Origin of the sequence: Rhizobium sp. CFBP 13726, assembly GCF_014841925.1 — a bacterium.
Taxonomy (GTDB): Bacteria; Pseudomonadota; Alphaproteobacteria; order Rhizobiales; family Rhizobiaceae; genus Neorhizobium; species Neorhizobium soli.
The window spans coordinates 907,089-931,564 of record NZ_JACYUU010000002.1 but is presented as its reverse complement, the minus strand read 5'-3'; the positions used below and the strand labels follow the sequence as shown (position 1 = coordinate 931,564).

General features: G+C 61.1%; 22 protein-coding genes. 16 read left to right on the top strand and 6 right to left on the bottom strand.

Annotation, left to right across the window (positions count from 1 at the left end; translation table 11 throughout):
* The first annotated feature begins 82 nt into the window (after positions 1-82).
* From IFT66_RS11700 to IFT66_RS11690, 3 genes are read left to right on the top strand one after another with little or no spacing between them, the layout of a single operon-like run.
* On the top strand, positions 83-691 hold the full coding sequence (locus tag IFT66_RS11700) for a dual specificity protein phosphatase family protein (RefSeq protein WP_244476232.1): 609 nt from the start codon (positions 83-85) through the stop codon (positions 689-691).
* 54 nt (positions 692-745) lie between these two features.
* Entirely contained in the window at positions 746-940 is a 195-nt protein-coding gene (locus tag IFT66_RS23935; RefSeq protein WP_348271499.1) for a ribbon-helix-helix domain-containing protein, read from the top strand.
* On the top strand, positions 882-1,253 hold the full coding sequence (locus IFT66_RS11690; protein WP_192077687.1) for a type II toxin-antitoxin system RelE/ParE family toxin: 372 nt from the start codon (positions 882-884) through the stop codon (positions 1,251-1,253). The genes IFT66_RS23935 and IFT66_RS11690 overlap by 59 nt, the downstream gene beginning before the upstream one ends.
* Here IFT66_RS11690 and IFT66_RS11685 read toward each other — a convergent pair.
* Positions 1,250-2,233, bottom strand: a complete 984-nt coding sequence (locus IFT66_RS11685) for a sugar-binding transcriptional regulator (RefSeq protein ID WP_192077686.1) — start codon at positions 2,231-2,233, stop codon at positions 1,250-1,252. The genes IFT66_RS11690 and IFT66_RS11685 overlap by 4 nt on opposite strands.
* A 173-nt stretch (positions 2,234-2,406) precedes the next feature.
* On the opposite strand from IFT66_RS11685, the gene tal reads away from it, so the two are divergent.
* The 3 genes from tal (at position 2,407) to IFT66_RS11670 (ending at position 6,920) form a co-directional block, all read left to right on the top strand.
* Positions 2,407-3,372 carry a transaldolase gene (tal, locus tag IFT66_RS11680; protein ID WP_113111915.1) on the top strand — a complete coding sequence of 322 codons (966 nt, stop codon included), beginning with the start codon at positions 2,407-2,409 and terminating at the stop codon, positions 3,370-3,372.
* A gap of 152 nt (positions 3,373-3,524) precedes the next feature.
* On the top strand, positions 3,525-5,231 hold the full coding sequence (locus tag IFT66_RS11675) for a methyl-accepting chemotaxis protein (RefSeq protein ID WP_192077685.1): 1,707 nt from the start codon (positions 3,525-3,527) through the stop codon (positions 5,229-5,231).
* Between the two features lie 246 nt (positions 5,232-5,477).
* Complete coding sequence (locus IFT66_RS11670) at positions 5,478-6,920, top strand: hypothetical protein (protein WP_192077684.1); 1,443 nt, start codon at positions 5,478-5,480, stop codon at positions 6,918-6,920.
* A 441-nt stretch (positions 6,921-7,361) separates the two neighbouring features.
* Here the strand turns inward: IFT66_RS11670 and lysS are convergent, their stop codons facing one another.
* The 3 genes from lysS to IFT66_RS11655 form a co-directional block, all read right to left on the bottom strand.
* Positions 7,362-8,861, bottom strand: a complete 1,500-nt coding sequence (gene lysS, locus IFT66_RS11665; protein WP_192077683.1) for a lysine--tRNA ligase — start codon at positions 8,859-8,861, stop codon at positions 7,362-7,364.
* 206 nt (positions 8,862-9,067) lie between these two features.
* Positions 9,068-10,525, bottom strand: coding sequence for a glutamate--tRNA ligase (gene gltX / locus IFT66_RS11660; RefSeq protein ID WP_092659691.1), 1,458 nt, complete (start codon positions 10,523-10,525; stop codon positions 9,068-9,070).
* 177 nt (positions 10,526-10,702) lie between these two features.
* Positions 10,703-12,475 (bottom strand): SLC13 family permease, encoded by a 1,773-nt coding sequence (locus IFT66_RS11655; RefSeq protein WP_113111912.1) that lies wholly within the window; start codon positions 12,473-12,475, stop codon positions 10,703-10,705.
* Positions 12,476-12,715: 240 nt separating this feature from the next.
* Between IFT66_RS11655 and IFT66_RS11650 the strand changes: the two genes are divergently transcribed.
* Positions 12,716-13,258, top strand: coding sequence for a glutathione peroxidase (locus tag IFT66_RS11650; RefSeq protein ID WP_192077682.1), 543 nt, complete (start codon positions 12,716-12,718; stop codon positions 13,256-13,258).
* An 83-nt stretch (positions 13,259-13,341) separates the two neighbouring features.
* Here the strand turns inward: IFT66_RS11650 and IFT66_RS11645 are convergent, their stop codons facing one another.
* Together IFT66_RS11645 and IFT66_RS11640 are read right to left on the bottom strand one after the other, a co-directional pair.
* Positions 13,342-14,103, bottom strand: coding sequence for a TerC family protein (locus tag IFT66_RS11645; protein WP_062461215.1), 762 nt, complete (start codon positions 14,101-14,103; stop codon positions 13,342-13,344).
* Between the two features lie 98 nt (positions 14,104-14,201).
* Positions 14,202-14,906 (bottom strand): TetR/AcrR family transcriptional regulator, encoded by a 705-nt coding sequence (locus IFT66_RS11640; protein WP_062461212.1) that lies wholly within the window; start codon positions 14,904-14,906, stop codon positions 14,202-14,204.
* A 134-nt stretch (positions 14,907-15,040) separates the two neighbouring features.
* On the opposite strand from IFT66_RS11640, the gene IFT66_RS11635 reads away from it, so the two are divergent.
* The 9 genes from IFT66_RS11635 (at position 15,041) to pqqD (ending at position 24,433) form a co-directional block, all read left to right on the top strand.
* A complete protein-coding gene (locus IFT66_RS11635) occupies positions 15,041-16,240 on the top strand; it encodes an HlyD family secretion protein (protein ID WP_192077681.1) in 1,200 nt (399 codons plus the stop codon).
* A gap of 58 nt (positions 16,241-16,298) precedes the next feature.
* On the top strand, positions 16,299-17,912 hold the full coding sequence (locus tag IFT66_RS11630; protein WP_092659696.1) for a DHA2 family efflux MFS transporter permease subunit: 1,614 nt from the start codon (positions 16,299-16,301) through the stop codon (positions 17,910-17,912).
* Positions 17,913-18,070: 158 nt separating this feature from the next.
* Positions 18,071-19,096 (top strand): LacI family DNA-binding transcriptional regulator, encoded by a 1,026-nt coding sequence (locus tag IFT66_RS11625; RefSeq protein ID WP_192077680.1) that lies wholly within the window; start codon positions 18,071-18,073, stop codon positions 19,094-19,096.
* Positions 19,097-19,193: 97 nt separating this feature from the next.
* Positions 19,194-20,648, top strand: coding sequence for a xylulokinase (gene xylB, locus IFT66_RS11620; protein WP_192077679.1), 1,455 nt, complete (start codon positions 19,194-19,196; stop codon positions 20,646-20,648).
* Between the two features lie 133 nt (positions 20,649-20,781).
* Positions 20,782-22,092 carry a xylose isomerase gene (gene xylA, locus IFT66_RS11615; RefSeq protein ID WP_062461195.1) on the top strand — a complete coding sequence of 437 codons (1,311 nt, stop codon included), beginning with the start codon at positions 20,782-20,784 and terminating at the stop codon, positions 22,090-22,092.
* A gap of 215 nt (positions 22,093-22,307) precedes the next feature.
* A complete protein-coding gene (gene pqqA / locus IFT66_RS11610; RefSeq protein ID WP_062461193.1) occupies positions 22,308-22,403 on the top strand; it encodes a pyrroloquinoline quinone precursor peptide PqqA in 96 nt (31 codons plus the stop codon).
* A 20-nt stretch (positions 22,404-22,423) separates the two neighbouring features.
* Complete coding sequence (gene pqqB / locus IFT66_RS11605; RefSeq protein ID WP_249406425.1) at positions 22,424-23,341, top strand: pyrroloquinoline quinone biosynthesis protein PqqB; 918 nt, start codon at positions 22,424-22,426, stop codon at positions 23,339-23,341.
* Positions 23,313-24,137 (top strand): pyrroloquinoline-quinone synthase PqqC, encoded by an 825-nt coding sequence (pqqC, locus tag IFT66_RS11600; RefSeq protein WP_192077677.1) that lies wholly within the window; start codon positions 23,313-23,315, stop codon positions 24,135-24,137. Before pqqB ends, pqqC begins: the two co-directional genes overlap by 29 nt.
* Positions 24,134-24,433: a pyrroloquinoline quinone biosynthesis peptide chaperone PqqD gene (gene pqqD / locus IFT66_RS11595; protein WP_113111905.1), complete on the top strand. Its 300-nt coding sequence runs from the start codon at positions 24,134-24,136 to the stop codon at positions 24,431-24,433. Before pqqC ends, pqqD begins: the two co-directional genes overlap by 4 nt.
* The last annotated feature ends 43 nt before the right edge of the window (positions 24,434-24,476 follow it).

Below are 24,476 nucleotides of genomic sequence, written 5' to 3'. Positions count from 1 at the left end.
GCCCGACAACCTGCCGTCCTTCAGGTGCGTGTCAGCAAACAGGCCGAAATGATTGCCATCCTGCACTTCAACGGACGGCAGCATGGAACAGTCACGCGTCAGAAGCTGGTTTCGCATGGGAGCCTCGGCGATTTTCGCTGCCGCTCTGGGTTTGGGGGCCTATCTCGGGTATCTGCAGCTCAGCGGCAATTTCCATACGGTGATCGACGGCGAGCTCTACCGGTCTGCCCAGCCGGGTGCCGCCGATATCGAGACCTATGCAAAGACCTACGGCATCCGCACCATCGTCAACTTGCGCGGCGAGGACGACAAGGCCGGATGGTATGCCGAGGAGGTCTCCGCCGCAAAAAGGCTTGGCCTGACGCATCTCGATTTCCGGATGTCGGCTTCCAGGCAGTTGAGCGAAGCGGAGGCGGACCGGCTTGTCACGATGATGCGGGACGCACCGAAGCCGATCCTGATCCATTGCCGCTCGGGTTCCGACCGCACCGGCCTTGCCGCCGGACTTTACAGCAGCGAGATTGCCGGCATGTCCGAAGAGATCGCCGAGCGCCAGCTTTCCCTGTACTTCGGCCATATCGGCATTCCGGTCATCTCGTCGGCCTATGCCATGGACAGGACATGGGAGCGGCTCGAGCACCATTCCTGGCGCGACAGGATTGCATTGCTGACAACGGATATCGATCTCTGACGTCGTTGCGGCCGAGGCTGGGAAACTCTGCCGGCAGTTGGCGGGTCGTGCCCAATGCGCTGGGATCTCGGCCAGTTCCAAGGAGCCAACATGCCAACATGCAACGTCGTTCTGACAGAGCACCACCAGCAGGTGATCGCGCGGCTTCTGGAAACGGGACGCTATCAGAACGCCAGCGAAATCGTGGGCGATGCACTGCGGCTTATCTGCCCAGGCCGACATCACCAAGATCATTGCCTATACGGATGAGAACTTCGGACGCGGCGCAAGGCGCCGTGACGAACAGCTTCTCGTGACTGCCTTTCGCGATTTGTCGCAAGACCCGACCCGGCCGGACTCAATCGATAGGGCGGAGCTTGGGGCAGGCATACGCAGCTTCCATCTCAGGCATAGCCGGACGAGGGCTAAGCACGCAAGCGGACTGGTCGTGCAGCTTCGCCCCTTCATTCTCTATCGGTATCTTAAGCCGTCGCTTATCGGGATCGGTCGCGTGCTTCATGACGCTGTCGATCCCGACAGGCATCTCCCGCCCGCATTCGGCGATGAGGCAGGCCCGTCCTAATCCGCTTCCGCCAGCCGCAGCAGTTCCACTGCGGCGGTTTCGTCGGTGATGAGGGTGTTGCAGCCGATGCGGCGGATGGTGGCGCGGATGGCGATGGCGCGGTGTGTGCCGCCGGAGGAGAGGACGATGTGTTTTGCCTTGGCGAGCGTATCGAGGTCGACGGACATGACCCGCTCGTTGAGCTTCTGATCGACGGACCGGCCTTCCTCGTCGAGGAAATTGAACATCGTGTCGCAGACGCAGCCGGCGGCGATCAGCCGCTCGAGTTCGGTGGCTGAAATGAAGCCTTCCGACAGCGAGGTCGAATGCGGGCCGATATCACCGCAGCTGACGACGGCGAGATCGAGATTCTCGGCGAGGTCATAGACGGCATCGAGGCCGCATTTGTCGATCAGCGCCCGCTTGGTGGCGACGCTGTCGACCAGAAGCGGGGCGAGGAACATGAAGCATTCGGCGCCCAGCTGGCCGGCAAAGCGCCAGGTGAAGTCGATCGGGTTGGTCTGGTGGACAGCGACGATGCCGCCGAGCAGCGAGACGACCTTGCAGCGTTCGCGACGGGGCGGGCGGAAGCTCGAAAGCGCTGCCGTCATCGTGCGGCCCCAGCCGACGCCGATCGTCATGTCGTTCTGGATTGCTTCCGACAGGAACTGGCCGAGCGCCAGACCGACGGCGCCGGCCAGTGCATCGGCGCTGTTGTCGCGCGGGGCGGGCACCACGACCGCCTCATCCAGTCCGTAGGCGCGTTCCAGCTTGGTCGCCAGCTCGACGCAGGTGTCGATGCCTTCCGAGATCCAGATCTGCACTTCGGAGCGTTTCATTGCCTCGTCGAGAAGGCGGATGACGGTCGAGCGACTGATGCCGAGCCGCTCGGCTACCTCCTTCTGCGTCAGGCCCTGGTTGTAGTAGAGCCAGGCAGCGCGAAGCCGCAGGGAGGACGCTTCCGAATATGCGGTGTGGGTATCGCGTCTCAGCTTGGCCAAATTCTGATGTCCTTTTTCATTCAGGACCATAGGGCTGACGTGAAACATATGTCAATTGTGAAGGACAAATGTCTTGACTTCTTTACCCTGAAGGGTTGTTATCCGGTCAACAGCGATCCAGAAACCATACGACGCCCCGAGCGTTTGTATTCGCTTAACAAGGATTTATTCGGATGACGTCGAAACTAGAGCAGCTTCGTTCCATGACAACGGTCGTCGCCGACACGGGCGACATCGAGGCGGTGACCCGCCTCAAGCCGGTCGATTGCACCACCAACCCGTCGATCGTTCTAAAGGCGATCGGTTCGCCGGCATTTGCCGACACGTTCCAGGAAACGGTTGCCTGGGGCCGCAAACAGGGCGGCAGCGACGACGCGATCACGGTTGCCGTGGCTGACAAGCTCGCCATCGACGTAGGCGCGGCGCTTGCTGGAATTGTCCCCGGCCGCGTTTCGACCGAAGTCGACGCCGACCTTTCCTTCGATACCGAAGGTTCGATTACCAAGGCGCACAAGATCATTGCAGCCTACAAGGATCGCGGCATCGAGCGCGAACGCATCCTGATCAAGCTTGCCTCCACCTGGGAAGGCATCAAGGCTGCCGAAGTCCTGCAGGCCGAAGGCATCGACTGCAATCTGACGCTTCTGTTCAGCCATGCCCAGGCCGTTGCCTGCGCGGACGCCAAGGCGTTCCTGATCTCACCTTTCGTTGGGCGCATTCTCGATTGGTACAAGAAGTCGACCGGTGAAGACTACACGTCCGAGACCGATCCGGGCGTCGTCTCGGTGCGTTCGATCTACAATTACTACAAGGCGAACGGCATCTCGACGATCGTCATGGGCGCCTCGTTCCGCAATGTCGGCGAGATCGAAGCTCTTGCCGGTTGCGACCGCCTGACGATTTCGCCGAACCTGCTCGACGAGCTCGACAAGGCGGAAGGCACGCTGGAGCGCAAGCTTTCGCCTGAAAAGTTCGAGCCGGCCGCGCCGATCAAGATGGACGAAAAGACCTTCCGCTGGATGCTCAACGAAGACCAGATGGCGACCGAAAAGCTTTCGGACGGTATCCGGGCGTTCAACAAGGATCTCGGCGCGCTCCGCGAGCTCGTGAAGAAGGAACTGGTCCGCGCCGCGGCCTGATTTCCTCAACGTTTTCCAATGAGAAGGCCCGCCTCGTGCGGGTCTTTTTCGTTTTCCTAATGTGCACGGCCGAGGCACAGGGTTAACCGAACGTTTAGCCGGAACTCCTAGATCTTTCAGCCTACAAATCACTTTGAAGCTGGAGCGCATCGATGGCTGGGATTTCTTTTGGCCGTATCTTGTCCAACGCCGCCGTGATCAAGGCCCTCAACCGGTCGCAGGCGATCATCGAATTCGACCTGAAGGGCATTATACTCGATGCCAACGAAAACTTCTGCAATGCGCTCGGCTACCGCCTGGACGAGATCGTCGGCAGGCATCACAGCATGTTCGTCGATCCGGCCGATGCAGCTTCCTCGGATTACGCGGCGTTCTGGGCACGGCTTTCCACAGGCGCGTTCGATCAGGGCAAATACAAACGCGTGGGCAAAGGCAACCGCGAGATCTGGATCGAAGCCACCTACAATCCGATTCTGAAAGGCGGCAAGCCTTACAAGGTCGTGAAGTTTGCGACCGACATCACGGAAGCGCGCAAGCGGGCGCTCGAGGACCGGGGCAAGCTTGAGGCACTGTCGCGGGCGCAGGCGATCATCGAATTTTCGCCGACAGGCGAGATTCTCAACGCCAACGACAATTTCTGTGCCGCCGTCGGCTACCGTCTCGATGAGATCGTCGGCAAGCACCATTCTATCTTCTGCGAACCCGACTATGCGCGCTCGTCGGACTATCAGGAGTTCTGGAGGAAGCTCGGACGCGGCACCTTTTCGGCCGATCAGTTCACCCGCATCACCAAGACCGGCGAGAAGATCTATATCCAGGCATCCTACAACCCGATCATCGACGACAGCGGCCGGGTGTTCAAGGTCGTCAAGTTCGCAACGGATGTGAGCGAACGGGTAAGGGTGGTCAACGATCTCGGCACCGGACTTGCACGTCTCGCCGATTGCAATATCCAGCAGACGCTGGATACGCCCTTCATCGTGGAATTCGAGCCGCTGCGCCGGGACTTCAACGCCTCGATCGGGGCGTTCCAACAGACGCTGATGGGGGTCCTGCAGCAGACTTCCAGCCTCAACGACAGCAGCCAAGACATGCAGGTGGCGGCCGACCAGCTGTCCGCCCGCACCAAGGAGCAGGCAGCGTCGCTTCGAGAAACCACGGCGGCGCTGGAGCAGGTGACGGAGACGGTAAGGTCCTCCAACACCAATGCGGAGGAAACCCGCAAGCTGGTCAAGGGCGCGCTGCAATCTGCGACCACGTCCTCCTGCGTGGTGCAGGAAACCATCACGGCGATGAAGCGGATCGAAGGCGCATCGTCCGAGATTACCAAGATCATCAGCGTGATCGACGAGATCGCGTTCCAGACCAATCTTCTGGCGCTCAATGCTGGCGTCGAGGCGGCCCGTGCGGGCGAGGCGGGCAAGGGCTTTGCGGTTGTGGCACAGGAGGTGCGTGAACTGGCGCAGCGTTCCGCCAAAGCCGCCAAGGAGATCAAGGGACTGATCGAGAATTCCGGCCGGCAGGTCACGGAGGGCGTGCGCCTTGTCGACGCGACGGGCGCCGCGCTGCACGAAATCGAACGTTTTGTCGCCTCGATCGACCAGAATGTCCAGTCGCTGGCCACTGCGGCGCAGGAACAGTCGGGTGGCCTGTCCGACATCAACCAGACGGTTTCGCAGCTCGACCGGATGACGCAGCAGAACGCGGCGATGGTGGAGCACACGACCGGCATCAGCCGCCAGCTTGCAAGCGGCGCGGCTCTGTTGTCGGAACTGGTCGGACATTTCAAGCTCAACAGGCGCGGCGAAATGCGCGAAACGGGTTCACCGCGTGCCGGCGGCGGCCGCAGGGCCGCCTGACGCAACAGCGAGCGGACCGGTGGAGAGGCCCGCGTCATGCGGGCCTTTTGTCGTCTGAAGGTCAGGCATGATGGGCGATGGGCCGGCCGTCGCGTGGATGCGCCTCGTGAGCCTCATTCCGGGACAGGCGTTGGGCGAAGGAAAAGCCCAGGCTTAAAGCTTCTTCAATCAGAGTAGCGCAGACTGCGGCTTGAGTATTCCATGTCTTGTTGTGCGTGATGGGGTGAAGATGCCGGAGTTCGGCGCGTGAAGATCCGGCTATCGAAGAAGCTGCTCGCGGTCGTCGGCGGTGTTTCCGTGCTCTGCGCCGGCAGCGGCGCGGCGGCCGTGTTCGTGGGCAAGGAAAAGCTTTTCGGCCCGTCCTACGCGGATCTCAACGGCCTGACCTGTTCTGTGTTGCAGACGTTCACGACCAAGCGCGACGGACGCACCTGGGTGCGCCGCTATGTGAATGCCGACGAGGTCGCCTCGGCGGATGGCGTTGGTGACGGCATGGCACGCATCCGCACCGCGTTGCGCGTGGCAAAATCCATCCAGGAAAAGGAAAAGGCCGACATCGTCCAGGTGGCGATGGTCGACAAGGCGGGTCCGAAGGACCGCGCCGAAATGCGCGGTCGCATGATCGGCGCGCAGGTCGTCTACATTCCAGATGTTTCCAAGGCACCTGACGGCGCGGCGCGGGAACCCTATTCCGCGTTCTATGTCGAGGGTGCTGCGACATCCAAGGGCGAGTATTACGGCCAGCGCATCGATATGCCGCTCGCCGATATCGAGCATCTCGAAGCAAGTCTCACCGACAAGACCGACTGTATCGACCCGGTGGCGATCGCCGCGGCCGAGGCTGCAGCTGCGGGAGGACACGGCGCGGCCACGGGGCATGACAAGAAGCCTGCCAAGGGGCATGAACCAGCGGGACATGGCGAAGCCTCCGGTGGGCATGACGCACCTGCAGCTGAAGGAGAGGCGCCGGCAGCGGAGCACGGCAGCGCGCCCGCCGAAGGACATGGTGAGGCCGCGGCCGCGGGCCATGGCGAGGAACCTGCCGCGAAGGAAAGCGGCGGTCTCCTGAGTTCGGTCACCGGCATGCTCTTCGGTTCGAAAGAGGAAGCAGCGCCTGCTGCGGCCGCGCATGCGCCGGACGGCGAGGGGCACGCTGCACCGCAAGGCGGCGAGCATCCAATCGACGCGAAGCAGGATGGTCATGCACCAGCTCCAGCCGCAGCGGCGGATGACACAGCCGACGGTTCGAAAGAGCACGCCGCAAAGGGCGAGCCTGTCTCTGCGCCGGCAGAAACACCTGCACCGACCGAAGAGAAGAGTTTTGTCTCTTCCATGAAGGAGATGCTCTTCGGTTCCAGTGACAAGGCTCCGGACGCGGCGCCGGATGCCACACATGACGAAGCCTCGGCAGAGCCGGCTTCGCCAAAGACCGAGCCCGCGCCAGAGCCCCGCACCTCTGCCGAGGGCGGCAAGCGCTGGTCGAAGCAGGATGGCAACGACGAGATCCGTTCCGGCGGGCCTTCGGTTGCCGACGCCGTGCATGACGACAAGGCCGCTGAACCAGCCGCTACGGTCGAGTCGGATCAGCCGGGCGCGGCAGCAGGCGGGTCCAATGCCGCGGATGCGGCCGGTGCCGCGTGGCTTGAGAAGCTGCGGGCGCAACAGGCTGGTTCGGCCAGCAAGCCCTAAAAAAAAGCAACCTGCCGGTTGCTCCATCGTCCAGAGAGGCCCGTGCCATCGAGCCCCGTTGGCGCGGCGGGGCGGGGACAGCATGTTGGCTGTTGCTGCGTATGGTCGGAACTTGCGAGAAGATCCACTAATCCTCTGCCCGTTTCAGGGAGAGGAGTCAGGCTGCTGACAATGGTTTTATCAAACAACTCTTGATGTCACTTTGGAACCGATGCGGTTCGCAACCTCCCCTCATCCTCGCCCTTTTGGCGGGGATCCCGTCAGCTCAAGTCCTTGAGCTGAGAGAGTCTTTGACCCGACGGACGTCGTGTCGCTGGCTCCCCGCCACAAGGGCGGGGATGAGGGAGAGTGTGGTGTCCCTCTCGCCAAACAAGCTTATTCAGCGTTTGTCGGCAGTCTGACCCTCTCCCTGTTTCAGGGGAGAGGAGCAGGTCTGTCTGATCAATCCGCCTTGGCGCGGCGGGCCGGGAAGAGGATGACGTCGCGGATGGACGGGGCGTTGGTGAGCAGCATGATCAGGCGGTCGACGCCGATGCCGAGGCCGCCGGCGGGGGGCATGCCCTGGTCGATGGCGTCGAGGAATTCGTCGTCGAGCTGCTTGTCCTTCTCGCCGCGGGCATGGGCCTGCTCGAGCTGCTCGACCATGCGCTTGCGCTGCTCTTCAGGGTCGTTCAGTTCCGAGAAGGCATTGCCCAGTTCCCAGGCGTTGCAATAGGTCTCGAAACGTTCAACGAGGCGCGGTTCGCCCGGGACTTCCTTGGCAAAGGGCGAGATGTCCTTCGGGAAATGGGTGACGTGGCTCGGCTGGATCAGCGTGGCCTCGACCTTTTCCTCGAAGATGAAGGCGAGGCATTCGCCCCAGGTCCAGTCCTTCTCGACTTCGAAGCCGGCGGCCTTGGCTGCAGTGCGGGCTTCCTCGTCGGTCTTCATGGCGAGGAAGTCGATGCCGGTGACTTCCTTGACGGCGTCTGGCATCGGCACGCGCTTGAACGGGCCCTTGAACGACAGTTGCTTGTCGCCATAGGCGAACTCGGTCGAGCCGTGGATCTTCATGGCAAGGTCGGCGAACAGGCGTTCGACGAGGTCCATGATGTCCTCGTAGTCGGCATAGGCCCAGTAGCATTCCATCATGGTGAATTCAGGATTGTGCCGGGTGGAGACGCCTTCGTTGCGGAAGTTGCGGTTGATCTCGAACACCTTGTCGGTGAGGCCCGACACCAGCGTGCGCTTCAAGAACAGTTCCGGCGCGATGCGCAGGTACATGTCGAGCTTCAGCGTGTTGTGGTGGGTCTTGAAGGGTTCGGCCGTGGCACCGCCATAGACGGAATGCAGCATCGGCGTTTCGACTTCCATGAAGCCGTCGTCTTCCATGAAGCGGCGAATGCCCGACACGATCTTCGAGCGCTGCTGGAAGCGAAGCTTGCTTTCCTCGTTGCTGAGGATGTCGAGGTGGCGCTTGCGGTAGCGGATTTCGACATCGGCAATGCCGTTCCACTTTTCCGGCATCGGCAAAAGCGACTTCGTCAGCATGGTGATTTCGCGGGCGCTGATCGACAGTTCGCCGCGCTTGGTGCGGCGCACGATGCCTGTGACGCCGATGATGTCGCCGAGATCGATCAACGCCAGCATCGCCCGGGCTTCCTCGGGCGTCACGTCCTTGTGGGAGAAGATCTGGATCTTGCCGCCGGCGTCATGGATATCCATGAACATTCCGGAATTGCGCGAGGAAAAGACGCGGCCGGCAACCGTGACGACATCGGTGGTTTCGACGTCGGCCTCGAGATCCTTGTACTTTTCCGCCAGTTCCGCATTGGTCATGGTGCGGTGGAAATGCGCCGGATAGACGTCGCCGACGGTTTCGCGCAGCTTTGCCAGTTTCTGGGCGCGCACTTCTGTGGCGTCGGAGGAGAGGGCGGTTTCGGTCTTGGTGTTCTCGGTCATGGTTTTATTCCTGTAACGGCGCTGCCGCGGCGAGCTTCGCTTCCGTATCCCTCATTCCTGTGCTTGTCACAGGAATCCAGTGCGGCCAAGTATTTGGGCGCGGAATACTCTTTTCATTCTTTCACGGCGCAGACGCGCCGTGGCTGGATTTCTGTGACAAGCACAGGAATGAGCGAGGCGAAGGTGAGACCTCGCCTCCGCAGTTGTTACTTCTGCGCACCCACCATGGATGACACCACGGCGGCGGCGATCTTCAGGCGTTGGCGCACGACCGAGCGGCCGAGGATTGCCATGCTATCGAACAGCGGCAGCGATCGCTGCGAGCCGGACATGGCGATGAACAGCGGCGGGGTGACGACGCGCAGCTTCTTTTCGAGCTTGTCGGCAACAGAGCGCAGTTCGGCATCGATCGCCTCGACGTTCCACTCGATCATCTTCTCGATGTCGGCCTGGACCATGGTGATGATGGCAAGCGTGTCTTCCGGCGAGGTCTTGAGACCCGCAAACGAGGCCGGTGTCAGGTTGACGTCGGCGGCGAGCAGGAAGCCTGCGAGGTTCGGTAGGTCGCCGAGCTTGGAAACGCGGCTCTGCGAGTGCTTCAGACCCTCGATCAGGCGCTGATTTTCCATCGCCCATTCGAGCGTGCGCGACACGAACTCTTCCGGCGACAGCTTTTCGCGCAGCCAGCGGCCGTTGACCCAGTCCAGCTTCTGCAGGTCGAAGATGGCGCCGGCCTTGGACAGGGCTTCCGGATCGAAGCTGCTGATCATCTCATCCATGGTTAGAAGCTCTTCGCCTTCTGCGATCTGCACGAAGAACAGGCCGAGGAAGTTCATCAGGGCTTCCGGCAGGTAGCCGAGCGCCGAGTAATAGCTGATCGAGGTCGGGTTCTTGCGCTTGGACAGTTTCGACTTGTCGGCATTTCTCATGAGGGAGAGATGCATGAAGACAGGCGCTTCCCAGCCGAAATAGCGATAGAGAAGAATGTGCTTGGGAACCGATGCCAGCCACTCTTCGCCGCGCGCCACATGGGTGATCTTCATCAGATGGTCGTCGATGACGTTGGCCATATGATAGGTCGGCATGCCGTCGCCCTTGATCAGGACCTGCATGTCGACCGAATCCCACGGGATCGAGACATCGCCATAGACGCCGTCTGTGAAATCGCACGAACCTTCGGTCGGGATCTTCATACGCACGACGGACTGTTCGCCGGCCGCCATCTTTTCGGTGACTTCCTCGGCCGAGTATTTCAGGCAGAGACCGTCATACTTCGGCGGCTTGCCGGCGGCGCGCTGGCCTTCGCGCATCTGCTCCAGACGCTCCGGCGTGCAGAAGCAGCGGAAGGCGTGGCCCTTGTCTAGCAGGTCCTGGGCGTGCGGCCAGTACATGTCCTTGCGGTCCGACTGACGGTAGGGGCCGTAGGGACCGCCGATATCTGGACCTTCCGCCCAGGTAAGCCCGGTCCATTTCAGCGCGTCCAGCACCTTCTGCTCGTATTCGAGCGTCGAGCGGGTCGCGTCGGTATCTTCGATGCGCAGGATGAATTCGCCGCCGTGCTTTTTCGCGAACAGGTAGTTGAAGAGGGCGATATAAGCGGTGCCGACATGGGGCTCGCCGGTGGGCGATGGGGCGATGCGGACGCGAGGGGTCGGATTGATCATGGATACTGCTCTTTCCACGGCGCGCATGGCTGCGCAAAGCCTGTGCCTTTGAATAGGGATTGGCGCAGGCTTAGGCCATATTCAGGCGGGAGCGTCAAGGTTTTTGGCGAAAACGGCCGCCACCCCGTCCCTCATTGAGGGGCGGGGTAAGCCTGGGTCCGTTGAGCGCGGGGAGGACTAATTCACCGGCCAGATATAGAGGAGGGCCGGGACGCTGACGACGATGATCAGGAACGACAAAGGCAGGCCAAGCCGCGGATAATCGGAGAACTTGTAGCCCCCCGGGCCGAACACCAGTGTGTTGCACTGGTGGCCGACGGGGGTGAGGAAATCGCAGCCGGCGCCGATCGCCACCGCCATCAGGAAGGGCTCGGGGCGAAAGCCGAGATTGGTGGCAAAGCTTGCGGCGATCGGCCCCATGACCAGCACGGTTGCTGCGTTGTTGAGGAAGGGGGTGACGGCCATGGCGGTGACGAGGATCAGGCCGATCGCGCCCCAGGCGGGCAAGGTCGCCGCCGCTTGGCCGAGCCATCCGGCGATCAGTTCGCTACCGCCGGAGGTTCGCAGAGAATCCGAAACCGGGATGAGCGCCGCCAGCATGACGAGGATCGGGCCATCAACGGATTTGTAGAAATCGGTCAGCGGAATGGCGCGGAAAACCACCATACCGAGAGCGGCCGCGAAGAAAGCGACCGGCACAGGGGCAAGCCCGACGGCCGTCGTGCCCATCGCCAGTGCCAGGATGATCAGTGGAATGAAGGCCTGCCTCCGCGTGCCGAGCAGCACTTCGCGCTGAGCGAGCGGCAAGAGCGAGAAGTCCTGCATCACCGTCGGCATGTTCTTGCGGCTGCCCTGCAACACGATCACGTCGCCGGCCATCAGGGTGATGGTGCCAAGACGCTGCTTGAGGCGTTCGCCATGCCGACTGATTGCCAGAAGATTGACGCCACGGGTGTAGGAGAGCGCCAGTTCCTTGGCGGAAAGCCCCTTGAGCGGGGAATCCTGGGTGATGATCGCCTCGATGGAGATGACATCGGCCTGGGCCTGTCCGTTTTCCATCAGCGGCTTGCCGGAGAGCTGCAGCCTGCCGCCGGAGACCATCCGGTCGAGCGCCTTTGACGGGCCTTCGAGCAGCACGACATCGTTTTCACGCAGGATGAGGTCCGGGAACGGCGCCATGCGCGATGGACCGCGCAGGACGGCATTGGCAATCACCTCGCCATCGCCGATCTTCAACAGCTCGGCGACCGTTTTTTCAAGAACAGTCGACAGCGGGGTAATCATCACCTCGGACGTATAGTTGGTGATCTCGACTGCTTCCTCGAGGGAATCGTTCTGCTTTGTGCGGCTGGGCACCAACCAGTGGAAGAACAGAAGAAAAGTAATACCGACAAAGGCGAGAATCGCACCCATCGGGGTAAAGTCGAACATCGTGAAGGATTCGCCGGTCAGTTCCTGGCGGATCCGCGACACGACGATATTGGGCGAGGTGCCGATCTGCGTCATCAGGCCACCGAGCAGAGCGGCGAAAGCCATCGGCATCAGGTATTTCGACGGCGAGGCGCCGGATTTGCGGGCGAACTGGAACGCTACCGGCATCATGATGGCAAGCGCGCCGATATTCTTGATGAAGGCCGACAGCACGGCGACGACGATCATCAGCAGTGCCAGCTGGGTATGCAGCGTGTTGAGGTTGGGGAAGAACTTCTTGATCGCCATGTCGACGATGCCGGAGCGGGCAACGCCTGCCGAAACGACCAGCGCGCTGCCGACGATGATGACGATATCATCCGAGAAGCCGGAAAACGCCTGGTCGACCGGAACGATCCCCACCGTCACCGCCACGACGAGCGCACAGCAGGCGACCACATCGTAGCGGAAGCGATCCCAGATGAAGACGGCCATCATCACGGCGATGACGGAAAAGGCAAGGATCTGCTGGGTTGTCATGTGGCTCCGGGGGCGCTGGAAATGGGATGCAGCGAGAGGCGATGATCGGCGTGGTGATAAGATCGTGCCCTAGAATGCCCCAGTGCCACAAATGTTGCAAAGTCTGATGACGTTTCGCAAAAGGCGTCTATCGCCGCTCAGGGCGTGTCTGCTGGACAAACCGTGGTGGACGCATAAGTAGACGATATCAACTGCAGTTGTTTGCGCCAATTCCCCTGCGCCAAAGCCCCCGGAGCCGTCATGACCGATATCCTTGCCATCCCCGTCAAGCTTGCCGACGGCCGGAACACGACGCTTGCCGAATACCGTGGAAAAGTCATGCTGGTGGTCAACGTCGCGTCCAAATGCGGCCTGACCACGCAGTATGAAGGGATGGAAAAACTCTACGAGCAAAAGCGGGACAGGGGCTTTGTCATAGCAGCCTTTCCGGCCAACGACTTCATGGGGCAGGAGCCCGGCTCGGATACGGAAATCGTCGAATTCTGCCAGCTGACCTATGACGTGAAGTTTCCGATCTTCTCAAAGATTTCCGTCAAGGGCGATGCCAAGCATCCGCTCTACAAGGCGCTGACCGCAGATCCGGTGCCCACCACCGGCGACGGTCCGATGAAGGCGCGCCTGCGCGGCCGCGGCATGGACATCAAAGATGGCGAGATCGTCTGGAATTTCGAAAAGTTTCTGATCGGACGCGATGGTCGGATCAAGGCACGCTTCGCGCCTGACGTGACCGCAGACGATAACCGGCTGCTCGAAGCGCTGGACCGGGAACTGTCCGAGCGGTGATCCGCCGGGACCAGGCGTTTGGACTGAACACAAAAAAAGGGCGCCTCGCGGGCGCCCTTTGCGTGTCGATGTTTGTGGCAACGTCAATGCAGCGTACCGGAGGCCTTTTTCTTGGCGCGGGCGCCCTTCGCGAACATGTTGAGGGCCTCGACGCCGGCCGAGAAGGCCATGGCGGCGTAGATATAGCCCTTCGGAACGTGCACGCCAAAACCTTCGACGATCAAGGTGCCGCCGATCATCAGCAGGAAGGCGAGAGCCAGCATGACGATGGTCGGGTTTCTCTCGATGAAGTTGGCGAGCGGGGTTGCTGCCAGAAGCATCACGGTGACAGCGGCGACGACGGCCACGATCATGATCGGCAGATGCGGCGTCATGCCGACTGCGGTGATGATGCTGTCGATCGAGAAAACCAGGTCGAGGATCAGGATCTGCACGATGGCGGCGCTGAAGCTCATCTGCACGACTTCCTTGCCGGCGCCGACCATGTCTTCCTTGTTGTCGACCACATCCACGGAATGGTGGATTTCCTTGGTCGCCTTGTAAACGAGGAACAGACCACCGGCGATCAGGATCATGTCCTTCCAGGAGAAGGGGTGACCGAAGGCTTCAAAGACCGGATTGGTAAGCTGAACGATCCAGGCAACGGTGCCGAGCAGACCAAGACGCATGACCAGCGCCAGGCCGATACCGATCTTGCGTGCCTTTTCCCGATGCTCAGGTGGCAGCTTGTTGGTGAGGATGGAGATGAAGATCAGGTTGTCGATGCCAAGCACCACTTCCATGACCACAAGTGTAACGAGCGCTACCCAGGCCGTCGGGTCTGCTACCAGCGCTGCAATGTCCATCCATCTCTCCTGTTTTCAATCAAAGGGCGCAATTTCCCGCCGCATTTGGGGATCGACCCATTAAAAACAAGAGTAGGTTGAATATGGACCGACCAGAATCAGGCGGAATCAGCCCCATTATCGATCACGGGTTTGTTATGACAACCATAGGCCGCCATGAAAACGCGGACTGCACCTTGGATGGTCCGGTGGATTTCCTCGTCTGACGGGGCGTCTTCCATCGACCCGAACAGACGAACCTTGAAATAGCCGCCGCTGACGAGGTCGATATACTGGCCTGCGGCAAGTTCGATATCGTCGATATTCAGCCTGCCGGCCTCGACGTGGAGGGCGAGAAAGTCGCGCATCACGGTGCGCAGATTTTCGGGTCCGCGGAAAAAGCGCCGACACAGGTCCGGCATACGCTCGCGGACGCCAAGCACGGTGCGCATCGCGGTGATGATTTTCTCTTCCGTCATGTGGCTGAGGAACGAGACGCCAAAATCGTAGAGGCTCTTTTCCACATTGCCGTTGGTCGACAGAACGGACCGAACAGTGGCGAGGAAGGCGGCGCGCTCCTGTTCCACCATGGCGACGAACAGATCTTCCTTGTTCTGGAAGTAGACGTAGATCGTTCCCTTCGAAACGCCGGCCTCGCGCGTGATGTCGTTCATGCTTGCGGCTTCGAAACCAAGCTTCATGAAAACCCGCGTCGCGCCTTCCATAATCTGGCTGCGCTTGGCTGGATCCTCGCCCGCAGCAAAACGCCCTGCAGTGCGGGGGGACGTGTCTCGCGGCGCGGATCTCTTTAACGGTTTCGGCATTATAATTCAGCATTCCGGTTTTTTTCGAACCGATTGGTTCGATGTGGTCTTGATATGTGTGATCGAAGGCTTTATGTCAACGCTCCGAACTGATCGGTTCGATCGGTTTTCGCTTTTCAAAGATGGTTACGACAATGACGGCCTCCAAGAATGCCGGCGCGCTGCGCACCGTAAAAAACGAAGATGTGAATGCCGATGACACGGCGCGCGACGACGCGTCGCCGGCTGCCGAGAAACCTGCGGCACCTGTTGCAACGCCATCGCCCGAAGCCAAGGCCGACGCACCGGCAAAGAAGAGCAAGCGTGGCCTTATCCTGCCGATCATCGTGCTGGCGCTGCTCGCCGGTGGCGGCTGGTATGGATATCAGTGGTGGACGACGGGCCGGTTCATGGTGTCGACGGACGATGCCTATATCGAAGGCGATATTGCCACGATTTCCCCAAAGGTCACAGCCTTCGTTTCCAAGGTGAATGTTGCCGCCAACCAGCAGGTCAAGGCCGGCGATGTGCTGGCGACGCTCGACAATGGCGATTACCAGAACGCGCTTGATCAGGCCAATGCCGCCATCGAAACCGGAAAGCTGTCGCTGACTCGCATCGATGCACAGGTCGAAGGTGCGCAGGCAACCCTTGCCCAGGCGCAGGCCTCCAAGGTTGCACTGCAGGCAGCGGTCCGCGGTGCCGAGATCACGCTCAAGCGCCAGACCGAGCTTGCCGCCAAGTCGGTCGGCACGACCGCCGATCTCGACAGCGCCACGATTGCGCTCGATCAGGCCAAGGCCAACCTTGTCGGCGGCGATGCGTCGATCAAGTCGGCAGAAGCCAACATCACCATTCTTGAAGCGCAGCGCAAGGAAGCCGAAGGCCAGGTCCGGACGCTGGAACTGCAGCGCGACAAAGCGGCCCGCGACTTGTCCTTTACCGTTCTGAAGGCGCCCTATGACGGGATTGTCGGCAATCGCTCGGTGCAGGAAGGCGATCTCGTTTCGCCGGGACAGCGGCTGATGGCGCTGGTGCCGACGCGCCAGCTCTATATCGACGCCAATTTCAAGGAAACGCAGATCCAGCATCTGGAGATCGGCTCCAAGGTGGAAGTGCATGTAGATGCCTATAGCGAGGAGCCGATCATCGGGACGGTAGAATCGCTTGCGCCGGCTTCCGGCTCGGTATTCTCGCTGCTGCCGCCGGAAAACGCGACGGGCAACTTTACCAAGATCATCCAGCGCGTTCCGGTCAGGATCGCCCTGCCGCAGGATGCGCTCGACAGCGGTCGTCTCAGGGCGGGTCTGAGCGTTGTCGTCGACGTCGACATCCGCACCGCACCCAAGAAGTAACACCTTAAGACGTAACTGGGCTTTGGCCTAACAGCCCCATCGGGGCGGAGGTGGTCCCATGGCTGGGAGCGCAACGACAACTGCAGGATCGATATCGTCCGCGGCACAGGCATCGTCTGCTCCCAAGGTGGACGAGAAGATGCCGACCGGCCGGCTGATCGCGTTTTTCGCGATGGTCGTCGGCATGTTCATGTCGATCCTCGACATCCAGATCGTGTCTGCGTCGCTGTCTGAAATTCAGGCGGGTCTTTCGGCCGGTTCGGACGAGATCGGCTGGGTGCAGACGTCGTATCTGATCGCCGAAGTCATCATGATCCCGCTTTCTGGCACCTTGGCGCGCATCGTCTCGACGCGCTATCTGTTTGCGTTCTCGGCTGCCGGCTTTACGGCTGCGAGCGCGCTTGCGGCGACCGCATCCAATATCGACCAGATGATCGTCTACCGCGCGATCCAGGGCTTTATCGGCGGCGGTATGATTCCGTCTGTGTTTGCGGCAGCCTTCACCATTTTCCCGCCATCGAAGCGGGCGTTCGTCTCGCCGATCATCGGGCTGATCGCGACGCTTGCGCCCACGATCGGACCAACGGTCGGCGGTTATCTCTCGAACGCGTTTTCGTGGCACTGGCTGTTCCTGGTCAACATCATTCCCGGCATCTTCGTGACGATCCTGACCTGGCGGTTCATCGATTTCGACAAGCCGGAACTGTCGCTGTTCAAGAAGTTCGACTGGTGGGGCCTTGCCGCGATGGGCGTGTTCCTCGGCGGCCTCGAATATGTGTTGGAAGAGGGCAATTCCAACGACTGGTTCAACGACCACATGATCGTCATCGGTGCCATCGCATCGGGGCTTGGCTGCCTGGTCTTCTTCTATCGCGCCTTTACCTCGGAATTTCCCGTCGTGGACCTGACGGCGTTTACGAACCGGAACTTCGCGTTCGGCTCGATCTTCTCCTTCGTGATGGGTATCGGGCTCTACGGGCTCACCTATATCTACCCGGTCTATCTCAGCCGCATCCGCGGTTACGACAGCCAGATGATCGGCGAGACCATGTTCGTCTCGGGTCTTGCCATGTTCGTCACGGCGCCGATCGCAGGCAAGCTGTCGACCAAGATGGACCTGAGAGCGATGATGGTGATCGGTTTCATCAGCTTTGCCTCCGGCACCTATATCATGACCGGCATCACCGCCGATTGGGACTTCTACGAGCTTCTGATCCCGCAGATCCTGCGCGGTTTTGGCCTGATGATGTGCATGGTGCCGATCAATAATATCGCGCTTGGCACTTTGTCTCCGGCCCGCATCCGGGGGGCGTCCGGCCTGTTCAACCTGACCCGCAACCTTGGTGGCGCGGTGGGGCTTGCGATCATCAGCACGCTTTTGTCCAACCGCCAGGACGTGCATTACGAGCGGCTGCGCGAGCATCTCGACTGGGGCAACCGGATCGCTTCCGACCAGCTCGACTCGATGGCGTCCAATCTGAACACCTACGGTCTAGATGGCGCGACCGGCGCGATCCGGCAGATGGTGCAGCTGGTGACCAAGCAGGCCGTGGTGATGTCGTTCTCGGACGTTTTCCTGATCCTGACCGTGCTGTTTGCGATGATGATCCTCGGCGTTGCCGCCATCGAAAAGCCAGCACCCCAGGGCGGTGGGGGTGGCAGCGGCCACTGATCGCGGACTTCGCGCTTAAGATTTCAAAGAACCACCGCCTGCAGAGGGGTCGTCGCAATCCGCGGCGGCCCCTTTGCGATTCGCAAGGCGGAGCGTGATGAAATAAATCTGATTTACGTACCTCAAAAACTTCGTTACGAAGATCGGCGGAGGACCGCATGAAGCCAACCGTACACGATATCGCGCGTAGCGCCGGCGTCAGCCTGGCGACCGTCGACCGTGTGCTGAACGGTCGGCCGGGCGTGCGGCGCATCACCCAGGAGAAGGTCGAGGAGGCGATCGCCGTCCTCGGCTACGTGCGCGACGTGGCGGCGGCGAACCTTGCCAAGGGACGGACTTACGCCTTCACCTTCGTTCTGCCTGAGAACGACAACTCGTTCATGATCGGCTTGCGCGAAGAGGTGGAGCAGGCGGTTGGTCGCTCCGGCGCCGAACGAACTCGTATCCGCGTCGTCGACGTGCCGCCTTTCGACGGGCAGGCCTTGTCGACCATGCTGGACGGCGTGCTTGCCGACAGGCCTGACGGCGTCGCGTTCGTGGCGGTGGAAAGCACCGAAGTTCAGGCAGCGGTCGCACGGTTGCGGGAGGCGGGCATTGCCGTCGTGACGCTGGTGTCCGATCTGCCGGGCTCGCAGCGGCACCACTTTGCCGGGGTCGACAACCACGCGGCCGGGCGCACGGCGGCCAATCTCCTCGGAAGGTTTCTCAGCGGTCGCGACGGGCGGGTGGCGATGGTTGCCGGATCGATGCTGGTGCGCGATCACCGCGAGCGGCTGGAGGGGTTTTTGTCTGTGCTATCGGAGGATTTTCCGCGGCTTGCGATCCTTCCGGTGATCGAAGCGCGCGACGATCCTGCTATTGCCGAGGACCTGGTGACGGGTCTGTTTCGCCGCTATCCGGATGTGAGCGGGCTCTACAGCCTCGGCGCCGGCAATCGCGGCATCCTGAAGGCTGTGCGCAGCCTGCCGGAAGCACGCAGACCTGTGATTATCGCGCATGAGCTGACGCGATCGACGCGGGCAGCGCTTGCCGACGGTGTCGTCGATGCGGTGCTGAACCAGGATGCGGGCCATGAAGTGCGCAGCGCCATAAGGGTGCTGAAGGCGAAGGCGGACGGGCTTCCCGTGATCGCCGCACAGGAGCGCATTCGTATCGACATATTCTTGAAGGATAACCTGCCCTGACGGGCAATCGTGCTCCGGACCATTTCAAGCGGACCGAACACGACGTGTGACGAAACAAAGATCTGCCGAAACGCGGCAGCAACAGGAGAAGGCAAGCATGTATCTCGGTCTCGATCTGGGCACTTCCGGCGTCAAGGCGATGCTGATCGACGGCGATCAGACGATCATCGGCTCGGGGAACGGGACGCTCGACGTATCGCGCCCGCATTCGGGTTGGTCGGAACAGGAGCCGGCTCACTGGATCCGCGCCTGCGAAGAGGCGATCGACGGGCTGAAGGCGAAGTTTCCCAAGGAGCTTGCCGCAGTCAAAGGCATCGGCCTTTCCGGCCAGATGCATGGTGCGACCTTGCTCGATGCCGACGACAAGGTGCTGCGGCCCTGCATTTTGTGGAACGACACACGCTCGTTTAAGGAGGCGGCAGCGCTCGATGCGGATCCGCGTTTCCGGGCCATCACCGGCAATATCGTTTTTCCGGGCTTTACTGCGCCGAAGCTTGCCTGGGTGAAGAACAACGAGCCCGAGATTTTTGCGAAGGTCGCCAAGGTCCTGCTGCCCAAGGATTACCTGCGGCTGTGGCTGACGGGTGAGCACATTTCCGAAATGTCCGATTCGGCCGGCACGTCCTGGCTCGATACAGGCGCGCGCAAGTGGTCATCGGAACTCTTGGCAGCGACCGATCTTACCGAGGATCAGATGCCGTCGCTGGTCGAGGGCACCGAGGAAGCCGGTCGCCTGCGGGGCGAGCTGAAGTCGAAATGGGGGATTGCCGGCGATGTGGTCGTGGCCGGCGGTGCCGGCGACAATGCGGCATCGGCCTGCGGCATGGGGACGGTCGCCGAGGGAAATGCGTTCGTCTCGCTGGGAACATCCGGCGTGCTGTTTGCCGCCAATGCTTCCTATCTGCCGAAGCCGGAAAGTGCCGTGCATGCGTTCTGCCACGCGCTGCCGAAGACCTGGCACCAGATGGGCGTCATCCTGTCGGCGACGGATGCGCTCAACTGGCATTCGAAAGTGTCCGGCAAGCCTGCTGCCGATCTGGTTGCCGAACTCGGTGAAGGCCTCAAGGCCCCGACCGGCGTCACCTTCTTGCCCTACCTTTCCGGCGAGCGCACGCCGCATAACGATGCCGTCATCCGCGGCGGATTTCTCGGGCTCGAACATGAGAGCAGCCGTGCGGTGCTGACCCAGGCGGTGCTGGAAGGGGTGACCTTTGCGATCCGCGACAATCTCGAAGCGCTGAAAGCCGCGGGAACCTCGATCTCCCGCGTCACTGCAATCGGCGGCGGTTCGCGCTCGCGTTACTGGCTGTCGTCGATTGCCACTTCGCTCGGCGTTCCCGTGGATATTCCGGCCGACGGCGATTTCGGTGCGGCCTTCGGCGCGGCCCGGCTCGGGCTGATCGCGGCGACCGGTGCCGATCCGGTTGCGGTCTGCTCCGCTCCGAAAACGGAAGCGGTGATCGAACCGGAAGCCGGCCTTCACGACGCCTATGAGGCGGCATACCAGCGCTACCGGGCTGCCTATCCTGCAATTCGCGGCTTGATGAACTAACCGGCAAAGGGGAGGAGACATCTCCTCCCCCCAAGTCGGGCAACTCGAACCACGCTTTACCGGCTACAGTGAGGTACGTACCTCACCATGGCGCACTTACCAGAACCAAGTTTCTACCAAGGAGGAAACCACCATGAGCACAGGCTTTTTCGGCGATATCACCAAGATCAAGTACGAAGGTCCTGACAGCACCAATCCGCTGGCATTCCGGCACTACAATCCGGACGAGATGGTCGGCGGCAAGCGGATGGAAGAGCATCTGCGGTTTGCCGTTGCCTATTGGCACACGTTCACATGGCCGGGCGGCGATCCCTTCGGCGGCCAGACATTCGAGCGTCCGTGGTTCGACGACAGCATGCAGGCGGCCAAGCTGAAGGCCGACGTGGCGTTCGAATTCTTCGATCTGCTCGGTTCGCCCTATTACTGCTTCCACGATGCGGACGTGCGCCCGGAAGGCGCAAACTTTGCGGAAAACACGAAGAACCTCAACGAGATCGTCGACTACTTCGAAAAGAAGCAGGCCGACACCGGCGTGAAGCTTCTATGGGGCACGGCGAACCTGTTTTCGCATCGCCGCTATATGTCCGGCGCTGCCACCAATCCCGATCCCGACGTTTTCGCCTTCTCGGCGGCGACCGTCAAAACCTGCCTGGACGCCACCAAGCGTCTCGGCGGTGCGAACTATGTCCTGTGGGGCGGTCGCGAGGGTTACGAGACGATCCTCAACACCGATTTCACCCGCGAGCTGGACCAGATGGGCCGCTTCCTCAACCTCGTCGTCGAATACAAGTACAAGATCGGTTTTGAAGGCACGATCCTGATCGAGCCGAAGCCGCAGGAGCCGACCAAGCACCAGTACGACTACGACGTTTCCACCGTCTATGCCTTCCTGCAGAAACACGGGCTAGACAAGGAAGTGAAGGTCAATATCGAGCAGGGCCATGCGGTTCTTGCCGGCCATTCCTTCGAGCATGAAATCGCCATGGCGAACACGTTCGGCATTTTCGGCTCGATCGATATGAACCGCAACGACTACCAGTCCGGCTGGGATACGGACCAGTTCCCGAACAACGTGCCGGAAATGGCGCTGGCCTATTATCACGTTCTCGCCGGTGGCGGGTTCAAGAACGGCGGCACCAACTTCGATTCCAAGCTGCGTCGCCAGTCGCTCGATCCGGCAGATCTGCTGATCGGTCATATCGGCGGTATGGATTGCTGCGCCCGTGGCCTGAAGGCAGCGGCGAAGATGATCGACGACGGTGCACTGAAGACGCCGCTCGATGCGCGCTACGAAAAGTGGGACAGCCCGGAGGCGCAAAAGATGCTGCGCGGCGAGTACAAGCTCGACGAAATCGCTGCCCGCGTCGAGAAGGAAGGGATCAATCCCGAGCCGAAGTCCGGACGCCAGGAATATCTCGAAAACGTGATAAACCGCTACGTCTGATCAACGCTACCCCATCGTGCTGTGACAAAGCTGTGAACGGCCCCGAAATGCTGACCTTCAGCGCAACATTTCGGGGCTGGAAACGTTTGATCCCGTGCTTATGTTAAGGCTTGGCGAACGGGATCATCCTGCGACCCTTTCAAACGTGAGTTCTGCCGAGGCCTCGGTCGCGAAAGCGGTCGGCAAAGGCCTCCAACGACACGAAGGAGAATGACATGAAGTGGACTGCACCTAAGTTTGTCGAAGTAAGCTGCGGAATGGAAATCAACCGTTACGCACCTGCAGACGGCAGCGAGCCGGTTCTGTTTTAATCATGACGAGCACGGGACCCATGACCGGTCTCCGGTTTCTGGTGCTCGGCTCTGCAGCCGGCGGCGGATTACCGCAGTGGAACTGCAATTGTTCCAACTGCGCCGCCGCCCGCGATCCGTCTTCGGGGATCCTGCCGCAGACGCAGTCGTCTCTCGCCGTCAGTATTGACGGAGAGACCTGGGCGATCTTCAACGCCTCGCCGGATATTCGCCAGCAAATCCAGCAGACGCCGCATCTTCATCCGAAAGCCCTCCGCCACAGCCCGATCCAAAGCGTCGTCATCACCAATGCCGATGTGGATCATATCGGCGGTCTCCTGACGATACGCGAGAAGCAGGCGTTTTCACTGTTTTCGACGGCCGCGATCGGCTCCGTTCTCGATGCGAGCCCGGTCTTCCGAGTCCTGGATCCTGATTTCGTGGCGCGCAAGACGATCCGTCTCGACGAGGATTTTTCACCGCTCGATGGGCTTGAGGCGCGCATCTTTGCAGTGCCCGGAAAGGTCGCCTTGTTTCTCGAGGATGGCGAACCTGAGCTTGGTCTCGAAGGCGAGCAGACAATCGGCGTCGAGTTCGTGGCAAACGGCAAGCGCGCCTACTATATTCCGGGCTGTGCGACGCTTCCGGACTGGCTTTGCGAGCGCATAAGCGGCGCCGACCTCGTGTTCTTCGACGGCACCGTGTTTACCGACGACGAGATGATCCGCGTCGGCACCGGCATCAAGACCGGCCAGAGAATGGGGCACATGCCGATTACTGGCGACGACGCCGGGGGCGGCGGCAGCCTCGAAGCGCTGTCGAAACTTGGCATAGGCCGCATGGTCTATGTCCATATCAACAATACGAACCCGATCTGGCGCCAAGGCCCGGAGCGGGGCGCGGTCACAGACGCCGGCTTCGAAGTCGGCCATGACGGCATGGAGATCGAACTTGCCTGAAGCACAGAATGTTGCCCTGAACAGAACCGATTTTGAAGCCCGGCTGCGCGCCATCGGTGCTGCGCGCTATCACGACAAGCATCCGTTTCACGGCATGCTGCATGGTGGCGGATGCTCGATGACGCAGGTGCGCGCCTGGGTGATCAACCGCTTTTACTACCAGAGCCGTATTCCGCTGAAGGATGCCGCCTTCATGTCGCGCTGCGAAGACATTTCGATCCGGCGCGCCTGGCGCAAGCGGATCGAGGATCACGACGGCGGCCGCGAAGAGGGCGGCGGTATCCGGCGCTGGCTGAAGCTTGCCGAAGCCGTCGGGCTCGATCCGGATTACGTTGCGTCTAACCGCGGCGTTCTGCCGGGCACGCGGTTTGCCTGCGATGCCTATGTGCGTTTCGTGCGCGACATGCCGATGCTCGACGCCGTTGCCGCTTCGCTAACCGAGCTTTTTGCGCCGACGATCCACAAGAACCGCATCGCCGGTCTGCTCGAGCACTATGCGTTTGCCAATGAAGACGCGCTCTCCTATTTCCGCAAGCGGCTCGACGAGGCGCCGGTCGATGTCGAGTTCGGGCTCAACTACGTGCTCGACCATGCCGACACGCTGGAAAAGCAGGATGCGGCCGCGGCCGCGCTGACCTTCAAGACCGATGTTCTGTGGGCGCAGCTTGATGCGTTGCAGAGCGCTTATGTCTCTCCCGCCCTGTTGCCGCCGGGTGGATGGGATGGCAAGGAGGGCGTCATCGGCGCTCTCGATCAGCCTGCCCTGAGAGAGCCTGTGCGGGGAGCTGCGGAATGAGCGAACCTTCAGCAGTCACTGTGACGGCGCAGACGATTGCGAAGCTTGCCCGCGGTGTGCGGCTTCGCGAAGACCCCGTGCGCGGCCAGACGGTTCTGCTTGCGCCGGAACGGGCGCTGGCGCTTGACGAGATCGCTGTGATGATCGTCAACGCGCTCGACGGCGAGCGTGATCTCGATGCGATCGCGCAGGAATTCTCCGTAAAATTCGAAGCGCCCAAGGAGCAGATCCTGGTCGACGTGATTGCTTTCGTCGACGAGTTTTCCAAGCGGCGCATGCTGGAGTTGAAATCGTGAACGAGCATGTCAGCATTGCGCGGACAAGTGCGAAGACCACCGA

Bases quoted from the DNA above. Each gene is read 5' to 3' on its own strand.
- IFT66_RS11650 (WP_192077682.1), top strand. From the start codon at position 12,716: ATGACCGATATCCTTGCCATCCCCGTCAAGCTTGCCGACGGCCGGAAC.
- tal (WP_113111915.1), top strand. From the start codon at position 2,407: ATGACGTCGAAACTAGAGCAGCTTCGTTCCATGACAACGGTCGTCGCC.
- IFT66_RS23935 (WP_348271499.1), top strand. From the start codon at position 746: ATGCGCTGGGATCTCGGCCAGTTCCAAGGAGCCAACATGCCAACATGC.
- IFT66_RS11655 (WP_113111912.1), bottom strand. From the start codon at position 12,475: ATGACAACCCAGCAGATCCTTGCCTTTTCCGTCATCGCCGTGATGATG.
- xylA (WP_062461195.1), top strand. From the start codon at position 20,782: ATGAGCACAGGCTTTTTCGGCGATATCACCAAGATCAAGTACGAAGGT.
- IFT66_RS11630 (WP_092659696.1), top strand. From the start codon at position 16,299: ATGGCTGGGAGCGCAACGACAACTGCAGGATCGATATCGTCCGCGGCA.
- IFT66_RS11625 (WP_192077680.1), top strand. From the start codon at position 18,071: ATGAAGCCAACCGTACACGATATCGCGCGTAGCGCCGGCGTCAGCCTG.
- IFT66_RS11640 (WP_062461212.1), bottom strand. From the start codon at position 14,906: ATGCCGAAACCGTTAAAGAGATCCGCGCCGCGAGACACGTCCCCCCGC.
- IFT66_RS11675 (WP_192077685.1), top strand. From the start codon at position 3,525: ATGGCTGGGATTTCTTTTGGCCGTATCTTGTCCAACGCCGCCGTGATC.
- pqqC (WP_192077677.1), top strand. From the start codon at position 23,313: ATGACGGCATGGAGATCGAACTTGCCTGAAGCACAGAATGTTGCCCTG.
- gltX (WP_092659691.1), bottom strand. From the start codon at position 10,525: ATGATCAATCCGACCCCTCGCGTCCGCATCGCCCCATCGCCCACCGGC.
- pqqA (WP_062461193.1), top strand. From the start codon at position 22,308: ATGAAGTGGACTGCACCTAAGTTTGTCGAAGTAAGCTGCGGAATGGAA.
- pqqD (WP_113111905.1), top strand. From the start codon at position 24,134: ATGAGCGAACCTTCAGCAGTCACTGTGACGGCGCAGACGATTGCGAAG.
- pqqB (WP_249406425.1), top strand. From the start codon at position 22,424: ATGACCGGTCTCCGGTTTCTGGTGCTCGGCTCTGCAGCCGGCGGCGGA.
- IFT66_RS11645 (WP_062461215.1), bottom strand. From the start codon at position 14,103: ATGGACATTGCAGCGCTGGTAGCAGACCCGACGGCCTGGGTAGCGCTC.
- lysS (WP_192077683.1), bottom strand. From the start codon at position 8,861: ATGACCGAGAACACCAAGACCGAAACCGCCCTCTCCTCCGACGCCACA.
- IFT66_RS11700 (WP_244476232.1), top strand. From the start codon at position 83: ATGGAACAGTCACGCGTCAGAAGCTGGTTTCGCATGGGAGCCTCGGCG.
- xylB (WP_192077679.1), top strand. From the start codon at position 19,194: ATGTATCTCGGTCTCGATCTGGGCACTTCCGGCGTCAAGGCGATGCTG.
- IFT66_RS11635 (WP_192077681.1), top strand. From the start codon at position 15,041: ATGACGGCCTCCAAGAATGCCGGCGCGCTGCGCACCGTAAAAAACGAA.
- IFT66_RS11690 (WP_192077687.1), top strand. From the start codon at position 882: ATGCACTGCGGCTTATCTGCCCAGGCCGACATCACCAAGATCATTGCC.